Here is an 18,192-nt window from a genome sequence, read left to right as displayed (position 1 = left end):
CCTCTAGCTGGCGGCCGGCGCCAGCGTGCCCTGCCATTCGCGGCGGGCGGCCTGGGCGCCGCTTTCAAAGTAATGCGTGTCCAGCGGCACGGGCCGTGCCAGGGCAAAGCCCTGTGCATAGTCCACGCCCACGGCCTGAAGGGCCTGGGCGATCTCGCGGGTTTCCACATACTCGGCCACGGTGCGCTTGCCCAGGATGTGGCCTATGCGGTTGATCATCTCCACCATGGCGTGGTTGCTGGGGTCCTGGAGCATGTCGCGCACAAAGCCGCCGTCGATCTTCAGATAGTCCACGGGCAGCTGCTTCAGATAGGTCAGCGAGGACATGCCCACGCCAAAGTCGTCCAGCGCAAAGCGGCAGCCCAGGGTGCGCAGGGCCTGGATCAGCCTGGTGGCACTGGACAGGCTGGCGATGGCACTGGTCTCCGTGATCTCGAAGCACAGCAGCTGCGGCGCAATGCCGTGCGTGCTCAGCTGTTCCTGCACGAAGTCCAGCAGCCCGTCGTCATCCAGGCTGGGGCCTGACAGGTTGATGGCGCAGGTGTCGATGTGGCGCAGTGCGGCCGGATGCTGGGCCAGCGTGGCCAGCGTTCTGGCGATCACCCAGCGGTCCACCGTGGGCATGATGCCGTAGCGCTCGGCCGCGGGAATGAAGGTGGCCGGCGAGATGATCTGGCCCTGCTCGTCGCGCAGCCGCAGCAGCACCTCGAAGTGCAGGCCCCGCTGGCCGTCGGGCTGCAACGGTGCAATGCTCTGGGCGTACAGGCAAAAGCGCTCCTGCTCCAGCGCCATGCGTATGCGTGTCACCCATTCCATCTCGCTGACGTGGCGGGTGTACTCGCCATCGTCGCTGCGGTAGACGTAGATGCGGTTGCGGCCGCGCTCCTTGGCGCGGTAGCAGGCCATGTCGGCCATGCGCAGCAGGTCCTGGGCCGACTGGACCTCGCCGCCGATGTGCACCAGGCCGATGCTCAGGCCCGTGCGCAGCACCTGCTTGCCCCAGTGCACGTGCAGGGCCTCGGTCGCCTGGCGCAGCTTCTCGGCAATGCGCAGGGCGGGCTCGGGCGGGCAGTTCTCCAGAAGAACGCCGAATTCATCTCCGCCCAGCCGCGCGAGGGTGTCGGTCTCGCGCAGGTTGTGCAGCAGCAGGCGGCTGACCTCGCACAGCATCTCGTCGCCCGCCGGGTGGCCGCAGGTCTCGTTGATGAGCTTGAACTGGTCCAGGTCCATGTACAGCACGGCCGAGGGCCGCAGCCTGTGCTGGCCCTGGTTGAGCAGGCGCTGCAGGCGGCGCTCGAACTCGACGCGGTTCTCCAGCCCGGTCAGCCCGTCGTGGCTGGCATGCCAAGACAGTTGGTCCAGGTACTGCTGCTCGCGCGAGACATCCCTGAGCACGATCACCGCACCGGCCGGGCGCTCTCCGCCGCCGCTGATGGCCGACCCCATGAGCTTGACCGGCACGATGCTGCGGTCATGGCGCCGCAGCCAGCGCGTGTGCTCCTCGCGCAATTGCTGGCCCGACAGCAAATGGGCCAGCAGGCTTTCCGCGGTCTGGGTGGTGTCAATGCTGTTGAAATGCAGGCCCTTGGCCAGGTGCTGGCCCTTGAGCTGCTGCTCGCTGCTGCCCAGCAGGCCCAGCGCGGCGGGATTGGCATAGTCCACCACGCCCTGGGCGTCCGTGGTGATCACGGCGTCCCCCAGCGAGGCCAGCGTGGTCTGGGCCCTTTCCTTTTCCGTCAGCAGGTCGTTTTGCACCTGCTGGCGCTGCTGCAGCATGCGCCGTGTATGCCAGAGCGCCACGAGGATCAGCGCCACACCCAGCACCAGATGGATGCCCTGCAGCCACATCACCATCTGCCGTGAACTGCGGCCCAGCGAGGCGCTGAACTGCTGGGTGGCCGTCGTGACGCCGGCGTTGATTTGCTCGATCTCGCGCTTCCAGGTGATGGCGTCCTCGGCGCTGACGCTGCCCACGGCGTGGCGCTGCTCTATCTCCTGGGCCAGCCTGTCGAGCTGCTGCAGGTACTGATCGCCTTGTTTCCAATAGCGATAAGGCTCTTCCAGAAGCTCGACATGGCGGAAGGTCTGCATGAGCCAGATCAGCGCCTCGGCATCGTCAGGGTGGTTGCCTCCCAGAAGAATGCCGTCACGCGCATCCTTGACCCTGGCTGGCACATCGTCCAGCGCCATGCGCGCCTGCCAGTCGCCCGCGGGAATGGCCATGGCCTGCTCGAAGCGCGCCAGATCTCGCGCCGAGCCGCTGTCCACATAGCGGCTCAGGGCGTAGATGGCGTCCTTCTGTGCCTTGGACCACAGGCTTTCCCCGGCCACGAAGGCCCGCACCGCAGACACCAGGTACAGGCTGCCGCTGGCCATGACCACCAGCACCACGACCACCAGCACCAGGGGCCAGATGCGCTGCACCAGCTGCAGTACCGGCACATGGGCTGGGGGCTGGCTTTGCATGGGTGGAGCAGGGGAGGGTTGGCCGTGTGGGCGGCTCAGGCGCTGGCGCCAATGCGCCGCAGAACTGGCGCCGTATGGCTGGGTGGCTGACGCGTCCCGGATATCCGGGCGGTTGATGGATGTTCTCGAACCATGGGGCTGCCTCCAGATAAGCCGATTATGGGTGTTTCCAGATGTGTTCGGGTTGTCCGGTTGTATGCGCACCTCCGATTTAAGAGGAGCGGGCTATTACGGTAAAGAGGGTCATTGGCCGCAGCGTGCCTGCATGCTGCGGCCAGCCATGGCCTGCGCGGCTTGTAGGTTGCGGGCAGGTGGTGCTTTTGGGTGTCCGCCTACAAGCGGGGTGGTGCCTGGGGTGGGGCGGGCAGAGGGTGCAGGGGCAGATCGTGCTGCTCGGCCAGGTCTGCCAGCTCGGCGCAGGACAAGGGGGCCAGGAAGGCTTGCAGAGCTGCATGCGTGGCGGGGCTGCGCATGCTGGCGATGCTGCCATCGCCATTCACCGACGCCACGGCGCACAGGCGGGCCGCGAAATGCGGCTCCAGGGCCGCCACGGCCACCGATCCATCGGCGCAGGCGTAGACGCGATAGCCTGCGTGCGCGCCGCCCACATCGCCATCGGGCCGGGTCAGGCCCCAATGCCAGGGCAAAGCCAGCCACTGCGCGGCCTGGGCCAGGCCTGTCTCCTGGAGACTGCCGTGGCCGCTGCGCTGGCGCAGCAGCCAGGCCTTGAGCACGGCTTCGCTGGCCATCAGCGCACCGGCCATGTCGGCAAACAGGCTGGGTGGCATGGCGCCGCCCTGTACCAGCCCCGCCTCGGCCTGGTAGGTCAGGTCATGGCCCGGCACATCGGCCAGGGCTCCCGCGCTGCCGACGATGCGCACCAGCGACAGCTGCGGATGGCGCTGCTGCAGCGACGCCCAGTCCAGCCCCAGCTTGGCCAGTGCGGCGGGGCGGAACGAGGTGAGCAGGATGTCGGCCGCGTCCAGCGCATCGTGCAGCGCCGCCTGTCCTTCCTCGCTTTTGAGCTGAGCCTGCCAGACCGCAATGCCCTGGTGCATGTCGGCATAGGCTCGCGGGCTGTAGTGCGCCATCGGGTCTGCACCGGCCGCACCGGCCGCAGCTGGCTGTGCAGCCGGAGGCTCCAGCTTGCTGCACTGCGCGCCCATGGCGGCACAGCGCATCAGGGCGGCGGGGCCGGGCAGATTCAGGGCCAGACTCAGGATGCGCACGCCCGACAACGGCTGCCCGTTGTTGGGGGAAGGGTAGAGGGGCGCTTGTAGCGCAATGGGTTCAGGAGGCGCGTGATCGGGCATGGGAATGGAGCGTCTCGTTGTGCATTCGGTGTTTCAACTGCACGCATGATCGCACCCATGCCTCCAAGGGCCTGGCGCATACCGGACGGTGAGGATGCAAAAGCCGCCCGGAAAAAGAAAATGCCGCCAGGGCAATGCACCGTTGGCGGCATTTCTGCAAACCCGGCGCATGGCCGGGTAGCCGGGGCGGGGGTCAGACCACCTTGGCGATCGACTGGCAGACGTAGTCGATGTTCTTGCTGTTGAGCGCGGCCACGCACATGCGGCCCGTATCCGTGCCGTAGACGCCGAACTCGGTGCGCAGGCGCACCATCTGGTCCTTGCTCAGGCCGGAGTAGCTGAACATGCCGATCTGGGTGGTGATGAAGCCCATGTCCTGCTGGACACCGGCAGCCTTCAGGCCGTCAACCAGCTTCTGGCGCATGGCCTTGATGCGCACGCGCATCTCACCCAGTTCCTTTTCCCACAGTGCGCGCAGCTCGGGGTTGTTCAGCACGGCGGCCACCACGGCGCCACCATGGGTTGGCGGGTTGGAGTAGTTGGTGCGGATGACGATCTTGAGCTGGCTCAGCACGCGGGCCGCTTCTTCCTTGTCGTTGGCCACCACCGACAGCGCGCCCACGCGCTCGCCGTACAGGCTGAAGCTCTTGGAGAACGAGGTCGAGACGAAGATGTTCAGGCCGGCGGCCACGAACTTGCCGATCACGGCGCCGTCTTCGGCAATGCCGTGGCCAAAGCCCTGGTAGGCCATGTCGAGGAAGGCCACCAGACCCTTGGCCTTGACGGCGGCGATCACCTGGTCCCACTGCTCGGCCGTGATGTCATAGCCGGTCGGGTTGTGGCAGCAGGCGTGCAGCACCACGATGGTGCCGGCGGCGGCCGCGTTCAGGTCGGCCAGCATGCCTTCGAAGTTCACCTTGCGGTTGACCGCGTCGTAGTAGGCATAGGTGCCCACTTCGAAGCCTGCATTGGTGAAGATGGCCTTGTGGTTTTCCCAGCTCGGGTCGGAGATCAGCACCTTGGCGGCGGGGCTGATCTTCTTGAGGAAGTCGGCGCCGATCTTCAGGCCGCCGGTGCCGCCGATGGCCTGCACCGTGGACACGCGGCCGGACTTGACGACGTCGGACTCGGCGCCGAACACCAGGCCCTTGACTGCGGCATCATAGGCAGCGATGCCGTCGATGGGCAGGTAGCCGCGGGCCGTGGGCTTGTCCATCATCGCCTTCTCGGCGGCCTGCACGCATTCGAGCAGGGGCAACTTGCCGTTGTCGTCGAAGTACACGCCCACGCCCAGATTCACCTTGCTGGGGTTGGTGTCGGCAGCGAACTGCTCGTTCAGACCCAGGATGGGGTCGCGGGGGGCCATTTCGACGGCGGTAAACAGAGACATGAAGCGTCCTTGGGATGTCTTGGGAGGTGGAAAAAACGCGGCTAGCCCCAAGCTACGGTAGGCTTTCGGGTTAACCCATGAATTCTAGCGATCTCGCCGGCCGATACTCACTTTTGCGAACCCACGTCATGCACGAAGTCTCTGATTCCTCTCCAGCACCTGAGGCCTCCGGCCAGTTCGTGCATTTCGCGGACTCCCCCTTCGAGCTGTTCCAGCCCTATCCGCCGGCCGGCGATCAGCCCGCAGCCATTGAAAAGCTGGTCGAAGGCATCCAGGACGGCGAATCCTTCCAGACCTTGCTGGGCGTGACGGGCTCGGGCAAGACCTTCACCATGGCCAACGTGATCGCCCGCCTGGGCCGCCCGGCCATTGTCTTCGCGCCCAACAAGACGCTGGCAGCGCAGCTGTACAGCGAATTCCGCGAGTTCTTTCCCAAGAACTCCGTCGAATACTTCGTCAGCTACTACGACTACTACCAGCCCGAGGCCTATGTGCCCCAGCGCGACCTGTTCATCGAAAAGGACAGCGCCATCAACGAGCACATCGAGCAGATGCGGCTGTCGTGCACCAAAAGCCTGATGGAGCGGCGCGACGTGGTCATCGTCGCCACGGTCTCGGCCATCTACGGCATCGGCGAGCCCGAAAGCTACCACCGCATGATCATGACGCTGCGCACCGGCGACCGCATCAACCAGCGCGACGTCATCGCGCAACTGATCCGCATGCAGTACCAGCGCAACGACCAGGACTTCAGCCGGGGCAAGTTCCGCGTGCGCGGCGACACCATCGACGTCTTCCCCGCCGAGCATTCCGAGCTGGCCATCCGCATCGAACTGTTCGACGACGAGGTCGAAAGCCTGCAATTGTTCGACCCGCTCACGGGCCGCGTGCGCCAGAGCATTCCGCGCTTCACCGTCTACCCCAGCAGCCACTACGTCACGCCGCGCGACAAGGTCCTGGCCGCCGTGGAAACCATCAAGCTGGAGCTGGCCGAGCGGCTCAAGCAACTGGTGGGAGACGGCAAGCTGGTCGAGGCCCAGCGCCTGGAGCAGCGTACGCGCTTCGATCTGGAGATGCTCACCGAGGTCGGTCACTGCAAGGGCATCGAGAACTACACCCGCCACCTCTCAGGCGCCGCACCCGGCGAGCCGCCCAGCACCCTGACCGACTACCTGCCCGGCGACGCCCTCATGTTCCTGGACGAGAGTCACCAGATGATCGGCCAGCTCAACGCCATGTACAGCGGCGACCGCTCGCGCAAGACCACGCTGGTGGAATACGGCTTCCGGTTGCCTTCGGCGCTGGACAACCGGCCGCTCAAATTCGAGGAATTCGAGCAGCGCATGCGCCAGGTCATCTTTGTCTCCGCCACGCCGGCAGACTACGAGAAGACCCACTCGGGCCAGGTCGTGGACCAGGTCGTTCGCCCCACAGGCCTCATCGATCCTGAAATCGAAGTACGCCCGGCCACCAATCAGGTGGACGACGTGCTGCAGGAAATCCGCCTGCGCGTCGAACGCACGGAGCGTGTTCTCATCACCACGCTGACCAAGCGCATGGCCGAGCAACTCACTGACTACCTGAGTGAAAACGGCGTCAAGGTGCGCTATCTGCACTCCGACGTGGAAACGGTGGAGCGTGTGGAGATCATTCGTGACCTGCGCCTGGGTGTCTTTGACGTGCTCGTGGGCATCAACCTGCTGCGCGAGGGGCTGGACATCCCCGAAGTCTCGCTGGTCGCCATCCTCGATGCCGACAAGGAAGGCTTTCTTCGCGCCGAACGCAGTCTCATCCAGACCATCGGCCGCGCCGCACGCAACCTGCATGGCAAGGCCATCCTCTATGCGGACCGTGTCACGGAGTCCATGAAGAAGGCCATTGGCGAGACCGAGCGCCGCCGTGCCAAGCAAATAAGCTTCAACGAGGAAAACGGAATCGAACCCAAGCAGATTGTCAAGCGGGTGAAAGACCTGATTGATGGTGTCTACAGCGAAAAAAGTGGCAAGGAAGCGGAACGCCTGCAGGCCAATCAGCTCGAAAGAGCGCGTGTCGAGGACATGTCCGAAAAAGATGTGGCCAAGGAAATCAAGCGTCTGGAGAAGCAGATGCTCGAACATGCGCGCAGCCTGGAGTTCGAACAGGCTGCGCGGGTGCGCGATCAGTTGGCGCTGCTCAAGGAGCAACTGTTCGGAGGCTCATCCGTGCAGGTTTCCTGAGGCGGCGCCTGGTCTGAAGCCCGTTAGCTCCTGTTACCCGACAAAATTGATGGGGAATGTGGTACACTAAGGGTCAACACTCAACAACAACAAAAACTTCGATGAAAAGAAGGGCTCTGAACCTTTTGAACAGGACGGAGTAAGGGCGGAGACTGTGCCCAACTCCAGTCAAATCGCTGGAGCGGGTGTTTCTGTAACGTACAAGCCTGACTGAAGGAGCTCGTAATGCGTCTCACCACCAAAGGCCGTTTTGCGGTCACTGCCATGATTGATCTGGCCCTGCGCCAGAACAATGGCCCTGTCACGCTGGCAGCCATCAGCCAGCGGCAACAGATTTCCCTGTCGTATCTGGAACAGCTGTTCGGCAAGCTGCGCCGCCATGAACTCGTCGAGTCCACCCGTGGGCCCGGCGGCGGCTACACACTTGCCCGCAAGGCCGGCGACATCACCGTGGCCGACATCATCGTCTCCGTGGACGAACCCATTGACGCCACCCAGTGTGGCGGCAAGGAAAATTGCCTGGGCGAAGCCGGCCGCTGCATGACGCATGAGCTGTGGGCCGCACTGAACCAGCGCATGGTCGAGTTCCTCGATTCCGTGACGCTGCAAAAGCTTGTGGACGAACAACTGGCCAAGGGCATCCAGATCGAGGACAAGCCCGTGGTGCGTCGCGCGATTTCCACGGCTCCCGTGGTCAAGCCCATCCGTGTAAATGCCCCGAACTCGGTATTCGCGCTGGGCAATGCCTTCGCCAAGTCCTGATCGACCTTTGACACCCTGAGGGCAGGGCACCGCCGCGCATGGCTGTGTGGCGCGGTGTTGTCCGCCTGGATGGATTCACCGGAGTTCATCGCCTTCCCGTTTTTTGCCAGCCTGAACCTTGATAAGAGCCAGTCATGGACATGACCCCGCATTTCCCCATCTATCTCGACTATGGCGCGACCACCCCCGTGGACCCTCGCGTGGTGGACGCCATGATTCCTTGGCTGCGTGAGCATTTCGGCAACGCCGCATCGCGCAGTCATGCCTGGGGTTGGGAAGCCGAGGAGGCCATCGAGAAGGCCCGCGGCCAGGTCGCAGACCTGATCGGCGCGGATCCCCGTGAGATTGTCTGGACCAGCGGTGCCACCGAGTCCATCAACCTGGCCATCAAGGGCGCGGCGCATTTCTACCAGGGCAAGGGCAAGCACCTGATCACGCTCAAGACCGAGCACAAGGCAGTGCTCGACACCATGCGTGAACTCGAGCGCCAGGGCTTTGAGGTGACCTACATGGACGTGCAGCCTGATGGCCTGCTCGACATCGAGGCATTCAAGGCCGCTCTGCGCCCCGACACCATTCTGGTCAGCGTGCTCTTCGTGAACAACGAAATCGGCGTCATCCAAGACATTCCCACCATCGGCGCGCTGTGCCGTGAGAAGGGCATCCTGTTCCATGTGGACGCCGCGCAGGCAACGGGCCGCGTGGAGATCGACATGTCCAAGCTGCCGGTGGACCTGATGAGCATGACCGCGCACAAGACCTATGGCCCCAAGGGCGTGGGTGCCCTGTATGTGCGCCGCAAGCCACGTGTGCGTCTGGAAGCGCAGATCCACGGTGGTGGCCATGAGCGCGGCATGCGCTCGGGCACGCTGCCTACGCACCAGATCGTCGGCATGGGCGAGGCCTTCCGCATTGCCAAGGAAGAAATGGCTGAAAGCAACGCCAAGGCCTACGCGCTGCAGCAGCGTCTGCTCAACGGCTTGAAGGACCTGGAGCAGGTCTTCATCAACGGCAGCATGGAGCACCGTGTGCCGCAGAACCTGAACATGAGCTTCAACTTCGTCGAAGGCGAGTCGCTCATCATGGGCATCAAGGGTCTGGCGGTGTCCTCGGGATCGGCCTGTACGTCGGCCAGCCTGGAGCCCAGCTATGTGCTGCGTGCACTTGGCCGCAGCGACGAACTGGCGCACAGCAGCCTGCGTATGACGATCGGCCGCTTCACGACCGAAGAGGAAATCGACTACGCGATCAGCACCATCCGCACCAATGTGGTCAAGCTGCGCGAACTCAGCCCGCTGTGGGAGATGTTCAAGGACGGCATCGATCTCAGCACCATCCAATGGGCGGCTCACTGAGCATTGGCCGGCAGGCGAATCAAGTATTGAAGAGGTAGACATCATGGCTTATTCCGACAAAGTGGTAGACCACTACGAAAATCCCCGCAACGTGGGCTCGTTCGACAAGAACGACGAATCGGTGGGCACCGGCATGGTCGGCGCTCCTGCCTGCGGCGACGTGATGAAGCTGCAGATCAAGGTCAATCCCGAAACCGGTGTCATCGAGGATGCGCGTTTCAAGACCTACGGCTGCGGTTCCGCGATTGCCTCGTCTTCGCTGGTGACCGAGTGGGTCAAGGGCAAGACGCTGGATGAGGCGGCTGCGCTGAAGAACAGCCAGATCGCCGAAGAGCTGGCTCTGCCTCCCGTCAAGGTGCACTGCTCCATCCTGGCCGAAGACGCCATCAAGGCAGCGGTCGATGACTACCGTGCCAAGCGCACTGCGGTGGTGGCCGCCTGATATGGCGATCTCGCTGACCGATTCTGCGGCACGCCACGTGAGCCGCTACCTGTCGCGACGCGGCAAGGGCATCGGCGTGCGCCTCGGGGTCAAGACCACGGGCTGCTCTGGCCTGGCCTACAAGCTGGAGTATGTGGACGAGCAATTGCCCGAGGACGTGATCTTCGAGGACCACGGCATCAAGGTGCTGGTCGATCCCAAGAGCCTGGCCTACATCGACGGCACGGAGCTGGATTTCGTGCGTGAGGGCTTGAACGAAGGCTTCAAGTTTCACAACCCCAACGAGCGTGATCGCTGCGGTTGCGGCGAGAGCTTTCGCATCTGACCGGCATCTGCCGGGTGGCCGGGCCTTTGTGGCCTGGCGGCATGCCCGGCAGACCCTGATTTCTTCTACTCCCTCAAGAGGCCGCCTTCGCTTCGGTGCTGGCGGCTTTTTATCGACATGAACCTGCAATCGGACGATTTCGAGCTGTTTGCGCTGCCGCGCCAATTTGCGCAGGAGCGCAGCACCATTGACGCGCGCTGGAAGGAGTTGCAGCGCGAGGCCCACCCTGACCGCTTTGCTTCGCAGGGAGCCGCCGCGCAGCGCGTGGCCATGCAATGGTCGGTGCGCATCAACGAGGCCTATCAGCGGTTGAAAGAGCCACTCAGGCGCGCAGCGTATCTCTGCGAATTGCTGGGTGCACCCGTGCGTGCCGAGGACAACACGTCCATGCCCACTGCCTTTCTGATGCAGCAAATGGAGTGGCGTGAGGCGTTGGAAGAGGCGCAGGACGAGGCTGCCCTGGATGCGCTGGACGACGAGGTGCTGCAGGCGAGAAAGAGCATGCTGGCTGAATGCGGTCGTCAGCTGGACGAACTGCATGATGCGCAGGCGGCTGTGCAGCAGGTCAGAGCCCTCATGTTTGTTGCGCGATTTGCGCAGGACATAGAGCGTCGCCGCGATCAACTGGGACAATAACCCGCGATCCGCACCTCCCACGAGAGACCCTCATTCACAAGGCAGGCCGGCCGGCCCGGACCTGCAATTTCCCCGAGTATTTTCATGGCGCTTTTGCAGATTTCCGAACCCGGTCAGTCCCCCGATCCCCACCAGCGGCGCATTGCCGTGGGCATCGACCTGGGCACCACGCATTCGCTGGTCGCCGCTGTCCGCAATGGCGTGGCCGAATGCCTGCCGGATGACCAGGGCCGAGTGCTGCTGCCTTCTGTCGTGCGCTATCTGCCCCAGGGCCGCCGCGAGATCGGCCACGCCGCCCAGGCTGCACTGTCTACCGACGCGGGCAACACCATTGCCTCGGCCAAGCGCTTCATGGGCCGCACGCTGGCTGACATCGATGCGCCGGAAAAGCTGCCTTACCGCTTTGCGGAGCAGGAGGCCGGCCGTGGCGTGATCGGGATCGAGACCGTCGATGGCACCAAGACAGCCGTGGAGGTCAGCGCCGAGATCCTGGCTACGCTGCGTTTCCGTGCCGAAGACACCTTCAATGACGACATCCATGGCGCCGTCATCACCGTGCCCGCCTACTTTGACGATGCACAACGCCAAGCCACCAAGGATGCGGCAAAGCTCGCCGGCATCAACCTGCTGCGCCTGATCAACGAACCCACGGCTGCAGCCATTGCCTACGGCCTGGACAACGGCTCCGAAGGCGTCTACGCCGTCTACGACCTGGGTGGCGGCACCTTCGACATTTCTATCCTGCGTCTGTCCCAGGGTGTGTTCGAAGTCGTCTCCACTGGCGGCGATTCGGCCCTGGGGGGTGACGACTACGATGCGGCTTTGGCCGAGTGGGTGGCCCAGCAGACCGGCGTGGTTCCCCAGACGGCCGAGGACAAGGCCCGCTGGCGCATGGCGGCGCGCCTTTGCAAGCAGGCATTGACGGATGCACAGGTCGCAACGCTCACGGCCGAGCTGTCCACCGGCGCTGTGCATTTCGATGTAAAGCGCAGCGATTTCGATGCGAGCACGGCCCATCTGACGGCACGTTCGCTGGCGGCCGTGCGCCGCGCGCTCAAGGACGCAGGGCTGGCGCGCGACGAAGTGCAGGGCGTGGTGCTGGTCGGCGGTTCCACCCGCATGCCCCAGGTGCGCGAGGCCGTGGCCGAGTTCTTTGGCCGCGATCCTCTCATCAATCTCAACCCCGACGAAGTCGTCGCGCTGGGGGCCGCCATCCAGGCCAACCAGCTCGCTGGCAACAGCTCCAGCGGCGACATGCTGCTGCTCGACGTGATTCCTCTGTCCCTGGGCGTGGAGACCATGGGCGGCCTTGTCGAGCGAATCATCAGCCGCAACGAGACCATTCCCACAGCCCGTGCCCAGGACTTCACCACCTACAAGGATGGTCAGACGGCCCTGGCCGTCCATGTAGTGCAGGGCGAGCGCGACCTGGTGGCGGACTGCCGCAGCCTGGCGCGTTTCGAGCTGCGCGGCATCCCGCCCATGGCGGCTGGTGCGGCCCGCATCCGTGTGACCTTCACCGTGGATGCCGACGGCCTGCTGTCGGTAGGCGCCAAGGAGCAGACCAGCGGCGTCGAGGCCCATATCCATGTCAAGCCGTCGTACGGCCTGTCGGACGACGAGGTTGCCCGCATGCTGCAGGACGGCTTTGCCACGGCCCAGCAGGACATGCAGGCCCGCGCACTGGTGGAGGCACGTGTCGACGCCGATCGCATGCTGATGGCCACCGAAAGCGCTCTGCAGGCCGATGGCGATGTGCTCGCCGCGGACCAACGCGCAGCCATCGATGCGCTGATCGACGCCCTGCGTGCCAGCGTGGGCTCCGAGGATGCCGCCGTCATCGAGGCCGCGACACAAGCGCTGGCCAAGGGCACGGAGTCCTTCGCCGCCGAGCGCATGAACCGCAGCATCCAGCAGGCCCTGGCCGGCAAGAGCGTGCAATCCCTTTCCTGATTTCTGATCCGACAGCAGATCCGTCATGCCCGTTATCAAAATACTTCCCCACGCCGAATACTGTCCCCAGGGAGCCGAAATCGAGGCGCCCGCCGGAACCTCGATCTGCGAGGCCCTGCTGGACAACAACGTCAAGATCGAACATGCCTGCGACATGAGCTGCGCATGCACCACCTGCCATGTGGTGGTCAAGGCGGGCTACAACTCGCTGAACGAGGCCGAGGAAGAGGAAGAAGACCTGCTGGACCGCGCCTGGGGCCTGCAGCCGCAGTCCCGACTGTCCTGCCAGGCCATCCTGGCACGCGAGGACGTGACCATCGAGATTCCCAAGTACTCGCTCAATCACGCCAAGGAAAACCACTGAGGGCCAGCGCATGTCGCGTCAAATCATTCTCGACACTGAAACCACTGGCCTGTCAGCCGACAACGGCGACCGGCTCATCGAGCTGGGCTGCGTGGAGATGGTCAACCGCAAGCTGACCGGCAACAACCTGCATCTGTATTTCAATGCGGGGCGCGACAGCCATCCGGACGCGCTGCGCGTGCACGGCATCACCACCGAATTCCTCAAGGACAAGCCGCGCTTCGAGCACAAGGTCGATGAGATCTGGGAGTACCTGCAGGGCGCCGAGCTCATCATCCACAACGCGCCATTTGACCTGGGGTTCCTGAACAAGGAGCTGGAGCTCGCCAACCGCCCGCCGATCCGCCAGTGCGTGAGCGGGGTCATCGACACCCTGGTCATGGCCAAGGAGATGTTCCCTGGCAAGCGCAACTCGCTCGATTCGCTATGCGATCGCCTGGAGGTGGACAACTCCGGGCGCACGCTGCACGGCGCCTTGCTGGATGCGGAGCTGCTGGCCGATGTCTACATCAACCTCACGCGGGGCCAGGAAGCCCTGTTGATGGCGGAAGAGCCTGTCCAGTCCGAGGGTGGGCTGGTCGTGGCGCAGGTGGATCTGGCCAGCTTCAAGCTGCGCGTGGTGCACGCCAATGATCAGGAGCTGGCCGCACACGAGGATGTGATGGTGCAGATGGACAAATCGAGCGGCGGCAAGACAATTTGGCGCGGCTTCGAAAATCGGTCCTAGAAGTTATGACATAATCTAAGTCTTGTCGCAGTAACGACATATGGGTGATTAGCTCAGCGGTAGAGCACTGCCTTCACACGGCAGGGGTCACATGTTCGATCCATGTATCACCCACCATTTTTTCCAAAGAGGTTGGCCTAGCAGCCAGCTTTGCGGGTGATTAGCTCAGCGGTAGAGCACTGCCTTCACACGGCAGGGGTCACATGTTCGATCCATGTATCACCCACCAGTTTTTTCCAAAGAAGTTGGCCTAGCAGCCAGCTTCGCGGGTGATTAGCTCAGCGGTAGAGCACTGCCTTCACACGGCAGGGGTCACATGTTCGATCCATGTATCACCCACCATTTTTTCGAAGAAGTTGGCCTAGCAGCCGGCTTCGCGGGTGATTAGCTCAGCGGTAGAGCACTGCCTTCACACGGCAGGGGTCACATGTTCGATCCATGTATCACCCACCAATCAAGCCCTCCTGAAACCTGTTCAGGAGGGCTTTTTCATTTCCGCGCGGTGCATGGTTTTCAGGCCCTGGAAATTCCAATGTGTCCAGATGATCTGTGGGGCATTCGTGTCTGACACCGTCTGATAATCGGCTGCCGGACGGCGAAAGGGCAGACAAGATGAGCGAACAGGTCGATTGCGTGGTGGTGGGTGCGGGCGTGGTGGGGCTGGCGGTGGCCAGGGCGCTGGCGTTGCAGGGCAGGGAGGTCATGGTGCTGGAGGCGGCTGAAGCCATTGGCACGGGCACCAGCTCGCGCAACAGCGAGGTCATCCATGCCGGCATCTACTATCCCGAAGGTTCGTTGAAAGCCCGTTTGTGCGTCGAAGGCCGGCAGCGTCTCTACGCCTACTGCGGTGAGCGCGGCATTGCCCATCAGCGCTGCGGCAAGCTCATCGTGGCAACGGATGCGGCGCAGCGCGGCCAGCTCCAGGCCATTGCACGAAAGGCCGAAGCCAATGGCGTCCACGACCTGCGCTGGCTTGAAGGCGCCGAGGCACGTGCCATGGAGCCCGCGCTGCACTGTGCGGCGGCGCTGCACTCTCCCAGCACCGGCATCATCGACAGCCACGCACTGATGCTGGCCCTGCAGGGCGATCTCGAAAACGCAGGCGGCATGGTGGTCTGCCATGCCGAGGTGCAGGAGGCAGCCATCCGTCCAGGCGGCGTGTGGCTGCGCACGGCCGATGGGACGGAACTGACGGCCCGCACCCTGGTCAATGCGGCAGGTCTTCATGCGCCATTGCTGGCGGCCCGTTTGCAGGGATTTCCGCAGCAGTTCGTTCCGCAGGCCTTCTATGCCAAGGGCAACTATTTCACGCTGTCCGGGCGGGTACCGTTCTCGCGCCTGATCTATCCCGTGCCCGAGGCGGCGGGCCTGGGCGTGCATCTCACGCTGGACATGGGTGGCCAGGCCAAGTTCGGCCCCGATGTGCAGTGGGTCGAGAGCCCAGGTGATCTGCAGGTCGATCCCGTGCGCGCCGACGCCTTTTACGCAGAGATCCGCCGGTATTGGCCGGGTCTGGCCGATGGCGCGCTGGTGCCCGGCTACGCCGGCATCCGCCCCAAGATCAGCGGCCCCGGCGAGGCCGCCGCAGACTTCGAGATTCAGGGGCCTCAGACCCACGGCGTTGCAGGCGTGGTGCAACTGCTGGGCATCGAGTCACCGGGATTGACCAGCTGCCTGGCCATTGGCGCGCACGTGGCGCAATTGCTGGCCTGAGGATCTGCCGGTTCACGACACACGGCCACGGCAGGCCTTGTCTGACAAGGCTCAGGCCCCCTCGCTTCCCGGAAGCCCGGGAACAATTGGATAAGATGCTTGCATGTAACAAGGGCCTAGCCCATGTTGCGTGACAGGTATCGGGCGACATGATTGCCTGCTCCCCGCTGTATTTGTTTTCACCTCAATAGAAAGGCTCATCATGACGAAATCGATCACTGACACCGTCTCCACCGCACAAGCCGATCTTGAAAAACTGGTCGGCGACCTGCGTGGTCTGCTGTCCGCCAAGGAGCTGGATGCCGTGCCCGAAATCCATATGCTGCGCCAGCGTATCGATGATGGCATGTCCAATGTGCGTGAGTCCGCCGTGCGTGCGGCGCAGGAAGCGGCCCGTCAGGCCAAGGATGCCGCCTACGCTGCCGATCGCTACGCCCACGATGAGCCGTGGCGCGTCGCAGGCGCTGCCCTTGCCATGGGCGCCTTGCTGGGCTTCCTGCTGGGTCGTCGCTGATCAGCGGCATGCCTGACCAGAAAAGGATGCCTGTGAATTGGATTTCCCTTCTGGGTTTGGATGCCTGGGTGGCGCGCTGGCGCGCTTCCGTGATCGAGCTTGCCATTGCCGCAGAAGACCGCACGGACCTCGCGCGGCTTGAATGGGCGGAGCACAAGCGCAGCATGCAGACGGTGGTCGTGCTGCTGATTGCGCTTGCTGGTCTCAGCGTCGTGGTCATGCTCACGCTGTCGGTGGCCTTGCTCGTGCAGTTCTGGGACACCGAGCACCGCGTGCTGGTGGGCTGGCTGGTGGGCGGTGGCTGGCTGGCGGTCTGGGCCATTGCCCTGTGGCAATTGCTTGCTGCCGTGCGCCGCCTGGCCCGCCCCTTCATCCTTACCCGCAACGAGCTGAGCCAGGACTGGCAGGCGCTGAAGAAGAGGCTGTAGCCATGGTCGATGCTTCCAACGCTTCCCCGTCCCGCAACGCTGTCACGCCGCCCGCGCCCACGGGGCTCAATGCGGAGCTCTGGGTCACATCCACCGTTGAGCAGCAGCAGGTGATGCAACGCATTGCCCAGCAGCGCGAGCGCCTCAAGGCGCGCTCTGCGGCTGTGGCCCAGGCCCGGGCATTGAGCCGCTCTGCCACCCAGGTGCAGCCCGATGCACCGCTGGTGGAGCGTGCCATCACCTTTGCGCGCCTGCATCCCGTGGCCGTGGCCGTGGCGGCCGGTGCCGCGCTGATGGTGGGCCCGCGCAAGCTGCTGCGATTCGGCACCACCGTCATGCCTCTGATCCTGCGCTGGCAGCAGCGCAGGGGTTGAGGGCCGAGAAGCCTGCTTCTCTCCCAAAGAAAACGCCCGGCATGCCGGGCGTTTTCGCGTTCTGCGTTCAGTGCGCCAGCACTGGCTGTGTGGTGTCTTGACTCAGCCGCCTTGGCTCGAAACGGCCAGGCAGCCACCTGTCTGGCACGGGCCTCAACGCAGCTGGGCTATGGCGCGTGCGGTCTCGGGCACCAGGGCAGGGCCTCGGTAGATCAGGCCGCTGTAGATCTGGACCACGTCGGCGCCTGCGCGAATTTTGCTGACGGCATCTTCGCCGCTGAGAATGCCGCCCACGCCGATGATGGGGTAGCGGCTGCCCAGGGCGGAACGCAGCTGGCGGATGACCTGGTTGCTGGCCTCCAGCACCGGCGCACCGGACAGGCCGCCCGTTTCCTGCGCGTAGGGGAGGCCCTTGACGGCTTCCCGGCTGATCGTGGTGTTGGTGGCGATCACGCCATCCATGCCATGGCGCTGCAGCGTGGCGGCGATGACGCCGACCTGCTCTTCATCCAGGTCGGGTGCGATCTTCACGAACACCGGCACCCGCTTGCCATGCTGCGTGGCCAGTTGCTCACGGCGCTCGGCAATCGCACCCAGCAGGGCGTCCAGCGCTTCGTCGCTTTGCAGGGCGCGCAGGTTCTTGGTGTTGGGCGAGCTGATGTTCACCGTCACGTAGTCGGCATGCGGGTACACGCCGTCCAGCGCCTTGAGATAGTCGCTGGTGGCATCTTCGATGGGAGTGGTCGCGTTCTTGCCGATGTTCAGCCCCAGCAGCATGGGTTTGCCCTGCGCGCGGGCCTGCGAGCGCTTGACGTTGCTCAGGAAGGCATCCAGGCCTTCGTTGTTGAAGCCCAGGCGGTTGATCAGCGCATTGCGTTCGGGAATGCGGAACATGCGCGGCTTGGGGTTGCCCGGCTGCGGGCGGGGTGTCACGGTGCCCACCTCGACGAAGCCGAAGCCCATGGCGGCCAGCGCGTCGATGCAGCGTGCATTCTTGTCCAGACCCGCTGCCATGCCCACGCGGTTGGGGAACTTGAGGCCGGCAAGCTCGACGGGGTCACTCACCATGGGCTGTGCCCACGCCTGCTGCAGGAGCGTGTTCTGCCCCTTTGCCATCAGGTTCATCGTGAGATCGTGGGCGGATTCGGGGTCCATGCCGAAGAGAAAGGGACGGGTCAGGGCGTAGGGGATCAGAGACATGGGGATAATCAAAG

At 64.1% G+C, this 18,192-nt stretch carries 17 protein-coding genes and 4 tRNA genes; 17 read left to right on the top strand and 4 right to left on the bottom strand.

Features of this window, described 5'->3' with window-relative positions:
• Positions 1 to 3 precede the first annotated feature (3 nt).
• The 3 genes from DACI_RS20090 to DACI_RS20080 all read right to left on the bottom strand — a co-directional run bounded on the left by DACI_RS20090 (position 4) and on the right by DACI_RS20080 (position 5,169).
• Positions 4 to 2,466 (bottom strand): EAL domain-containing protein, encoded by a 2,463-nt coding sequence (locus tag DACI_RS20090; RefSeq protein WP_012205829.1) that lies wholly within the window; start codon positions 2,464 to 2,466, stop codon positions 4 to 6.
• A 332-nt stretch (positions 2,467 to 2,798) separates the two neighbouring features.
• On the bottom strand, positions 2,799 to 3,779 hold the full coding sequence (locus tag DACI_RS20085) for a CoA transferase (protein WP_012205828.1): 981 nt from the start codon (positions 3,777 to 3,779) through the stop codon (positions 2,799 to 2,801).
• Between the two features lie 193 nt (positions 3,780 to 3,972).
• Positions 3,973 to 5,169: an amino acid aminotransferase gene (locus DACI_RS20080; RefSeq protein ID WP_012205827.1), complete on the bottom strand. Its 1,197-nt coding sequence runs from the start codon at positions 5,167 to 5,169 to the stop codon at positions 3,973 to 3,975.
• 128 nt (positions 5,170 to 5,297) lie between these two features.
• On the opposite strand from DACI_RS20080, the gene uvrB reads away from it, so the two are divergent.
• The 17 genes from uvrB (at position 5,298) to DACI_RS19995 (ending at position 16,978) form a co-directional block, all read left to right on the top strand.
• On the top strand, positions 5,298 to 7,385 hold the full coding sequence (uvrB, locus tag DACI_RS20075) for an excinuclease ABC subunit UvrB (protein ID WP_043782068.1): 2,088 nt from the start codon (positions 5,298 to 5,300) through the stop codon (positions 7,383 to 7,385).
• A gap of 225 nt (positions 7,386 to 7,610) precedes the next feature.
• Positions 7,611 to 8,147, top strand: a complete 537-nt coding sequence (gene iscR, locus DACI_RS20070) for a Fe-S cluster assembly transcriptional regulator IscR (protein ID WP_012205825.1) — start codon at positions 7,611 to 7,613, stop codon at positions 8,145 to 8,147.
• Between the two features lie 134 nt (positions 8,148 to 8,281).
• Positions 8,282 to 9,502, top strand: a complete 1,221-nt coding sequence (locus DACI_RS20065; RefSeq protein WP_012205824.1) for an IscS subfamily cysteine desulfurase — start codon at positions 8,282 to 8,284, stop codon at positions 9,500 to 9,502.
• A gap of 43 nt (positions 9,503 to 9,545) precedes the next feature.
• Positions 9,546 to 9,944 carry a Fe-S cluster assembly scaffold IscU gene (iscU, locus tag DACI_RS20060; protein ID WP_012205823.1) on the top strand — a complete coding sequence of 133 codons (399 nt, stop codon included), beginning with the start codon at positions 9,546 to 9,548 and terminating at the stop codon, positions 9,942 to 9,944.
• Position 9,945: 1 nt separating this feature from the next.
• Positions 9,946 to 10,269 carry an iron-sulfur cluster assembly protein IscA gene (gene iscA / locus DACI_RS20055; RefSeq protein WP_012205822.1) on the top strand — a complete coding sequence of 108 codons (324 nt, stop codon included), beginning with the start codon at positions 9,946 to 9,948 and terminating at the stop codon, positions 10,267 to 10,269.
• A 117-nt stretch (positions 10,270 to 10,386) separates the two neighbouring features.
• Positions 10,387 to 10,905 (top strand): Fe-S protein assembly co-chaperone HscB, encoded by a 519-nt coding sequence (gene hscB / locus DACI_RS20050; RefSeq protein ID WP_012205821.1) that lies wholly within the window; start codon positions 10,387 to 10,389, stop codon positions 10,903 to 10,905.
• Between the two features lie 84 nt (positions 10,906 to 10,989).
• Positions 10,990 to 12,858, top strand: a complete 1,869-nt coding sequence (gene hscA, locus DACI_RS20045) for a Fe-S protein assembly chaperone HscA (protein ID WP_012205820.1) — start codon at positions 10,990 to 10,992, stop codon at positions 12,856 to 12,858.
• 25 nt (positions 12,859 to 12,883) lie between these two features.
• Positions 12,884 to 13,222 (top strand): ISC system 2Fe-2S type ferredoxin, encoded by a 339-nt coding sequence (gene fdx, locus DACI_RS20040; RefSeq protein WP_012205819.1) that lies wholly within the window; start codon positions 12,884 to 12,886, stop codon positions 13,220 to 13,222.
• 10 nt (positions 13,223 to 13,232) lie between these two features.
• A complete protein-coding gene (gene dnaQ, locus DACI_RS20035; RefSeq protein ID WP_012205818.1) occupies positions 13,233 to 13,949 on the top strand; it encodes a DNA polymerase III subunit epsilon in 717 nt (238 codons plus the stop codon).
• Positions 13,950 to 13,991: 42 nt separating this feature from the next.
• A tRNA-Val gene (locus DACI_RS20030) sits at positions 13,992 to 14,066 on the top strand.
• 37 nt (positions 14,067 to 14,103) lie between these two features.
• Positions 14,104 to 14,178: transfer RNA gene (locus DACI_RS20025), tRNA-Val, on the top strand.
• 38 nt (positions 14,179 to 14,216) lie between these two features.
• Positions 14,217 to 14,291, top strand: a tRNA-Val gene (locus DACI_RS20020).
• Positions 14,292 to 14,327: 36 nt separating this feature from the next.
• Positions 14,328 to 14,402 (top strand) — tRNA-Val (locus DACI_RS20015).
• Between the two features lie 159 nt (positions 14,403 to 14,561).
• The gene (locus DACI_RS20010) at positions 14,562 to 15,662 is read left to right on the top strand and encodes an NAD(P)/FAD-dependent oxidoreductase (protein ID WP_012205817.1); all 1,101 of its coding nucleotides are present in this window, start codon (positions 14,562 to 14,564) and stop codon (positions 15,660 to 15,662) included.
• A 202-nt stretch (positions 15,663 to 15,864) separates the two neighbouring features.
• Positions 15,865 to 16,176: a DUF883 domain-containing protein gene (locus DACI_RS20005; RefSeq protein WP_012205816.1), complete on the top strand. Its 312-nt coding sequence runs from the start codon at positions 15,865 to 15,867 to the stop codon at positions 16,174 to 16,176.
• Positions 16,177 to 16,184: 8 nt separating this feature from the next.
• Positions 16,185 to 16,604 carry a phage holin family protein gene (locus tag DACI_RS20000; protein ID WP_012205815.1) on the top strand — a complete coding sequence of 140 codons (420 nt, stop codon included), beginning with the start codon at positions 16,185 to 16,187 and terminating at the stop codon, positions 16,602 to 16,604.
• A 2-nt stretch (positions 16,605 to 16,606) separates the two neighbouring features.
• On the top strand, positions 16,607 to 16,978 hold the full coding sequence (locus DACI_RS19995; protein WP_012205814.1) for a hypothetical protein: 372 nt from the start codon (positions 16,607 to 16,609) through the stop codon (positions 16,976 to 16,978).
• A gap of 153 nt (positions 16,979 to 17,131) precedes the next feature.
• On the opposite strand, the gene DACI_RS19990 is transcribed toward DACI_RS19995, so the two are convergent.
• On the bottom strand, positions 17,132 to 18,178 hold the full coding sequence (locus DACI_RS19990) for a quinone-dependent dihydroorotate dehydrogenase (protein ID WP_012205813.1): 1,047 nt from the start codon (positions 18,176 to 18,178) through the stop codon (positions 17,132 to 17,134).
• Positions 18,179 to 18,192: the final 14 nt, after the last annotated feature.

It is taken from the genome of Delftia acidovorans SPH-1, from assembly GCF_000018665.1.
Taxonomy (GTDB): Bacteria; Pseudomonadota; Gammaproteobacteria; order Burkholderiales; family Burkholderiaceae_C; genus Comamonas; species Comamonas acidovorans.
Note: the sequence above shows the minus strand (reverse complement) of the source record. Positions and strands in the feature narration are given on the sequence as shown.

Excerpts from the sequence above, each read along its gene's own strand:
- DACI_RS20090 (WP_012205829.1), bottom strand. The coding sequence starts at position 2,466 with ATGCAAAGCCAGCCCCCAGCCCATGTGCCGGTACTGCAGCTGGTGCAG.
- DACI_RS20085 (WP_012205828.1), bottom strand. The coding sequence starts at position 3,779 with ATGCCCGATCACGCGCCTCCTGAACCCATTGCGCTACAAGCGCCCCTC.
- DACI_RS20080 (WP_012205827.1), bottom strand. The coding sequence starts at position 5,169 with ATGTCTCTGTTTACCGCCGTCGAAATGGCCCCCCGCGACCCCATCCTG.
- uvrB (WP_043782068.1), top strand. The coding sequence starts at position 5,298 with ATGCACGAAGTCTCTGATTCCTCTCCAGCACCTGAGGCCTCCGGCCAG.
- iscR (WP_012205825.1), top strand. The coding sequence starts at position 7,611 with ATGCGTCTCACCACCAAAGGCCGTTTTGCGGTCACTGCCATGATTGAT.
- DACI_RS20065 (WP_012205824.1), top strand. The coding sequence starts at position 8,282 with ATGGACATGACCCCGCATTTCCCCATCTATCTCGACTATGGCGCGACC.
- iscU (WP_012205823.1), top strand. The coding sequence starts at position 9,546 with ATGGCTTATTCCGACAAAGTGGTAGACCACTACGAAAATCCCCGCAAC.
- iscA (WP_012205822.1), top strand. The coding sequence starts at position 9,946 with ATGGCGATCTCGCTGACCGATTCTGCGGCACGCCACGTGAGCCGCTAC.
- hscB (WP_012205821.1), top strand. The coding sequence starts at position 10,387 with ATGAACCTGCAATCGGACGATTTCGAGCTGTTTGCGCTGCCGCGCCAA.
- hscA (WP_012205820.1), top strand. The coding sequence starts at position 10,990 with ATGGCGCTTTTGCAGATTTCCGAACCCGGTCAGTCCCCCGATCCCCAC.
- fdx (WP_012205819.1), top strand. The coding sequence starts at position 12,884 with ATGCCCGTTATCAAAATACTTCCCCACGCCGAATACTGTCCCCAGGGA.
- dnaQ (WP_012205818.1), top strand. The coding sequence starts at position 13,233 with ATGTCGCGTCAAATCATTCTCGACACTGAAACCACTGGCCTGTCAGCC.
- DACI_RS20010 (WP_012205817.1), top strand. The coding sequence starts at position 14,562 with ATGAGCGAACAGGTCGATTGCGTGGTGGTGGGTGCGGGCGTGGTGGGG.
- DACI_RS20005 (WP_012205816.1), top strand. The coding sequence starts at position 15,865 with ATGACGAAATCGATCACTGACACCGTCTCCACCGCACAAGCCGATCTT.
- DACI_RS20000 (WP_012205815.1), top strand. The coding sequence starts at position 16,185 with ATGCCTGACCAGAAAAGGATGCCTGTGAATTGGATTTCCCTTCTGGGT.
- DACI_RS19995 (WP_012205814.1), top strand. The coding sequence starts at position 16,607 with ATGGTCGATGCTTCCAACGCTTCCCCGTCCCGCAACGCTGTCACGCCG.
- DACI_RS19990 (WP_012205813.1), bottom strand. The coding sequence starts at position 18,178 with ATGTCTCTGATCCCCTACGCCCTGACCCGTCCCTTTCTCTTCGGCATG.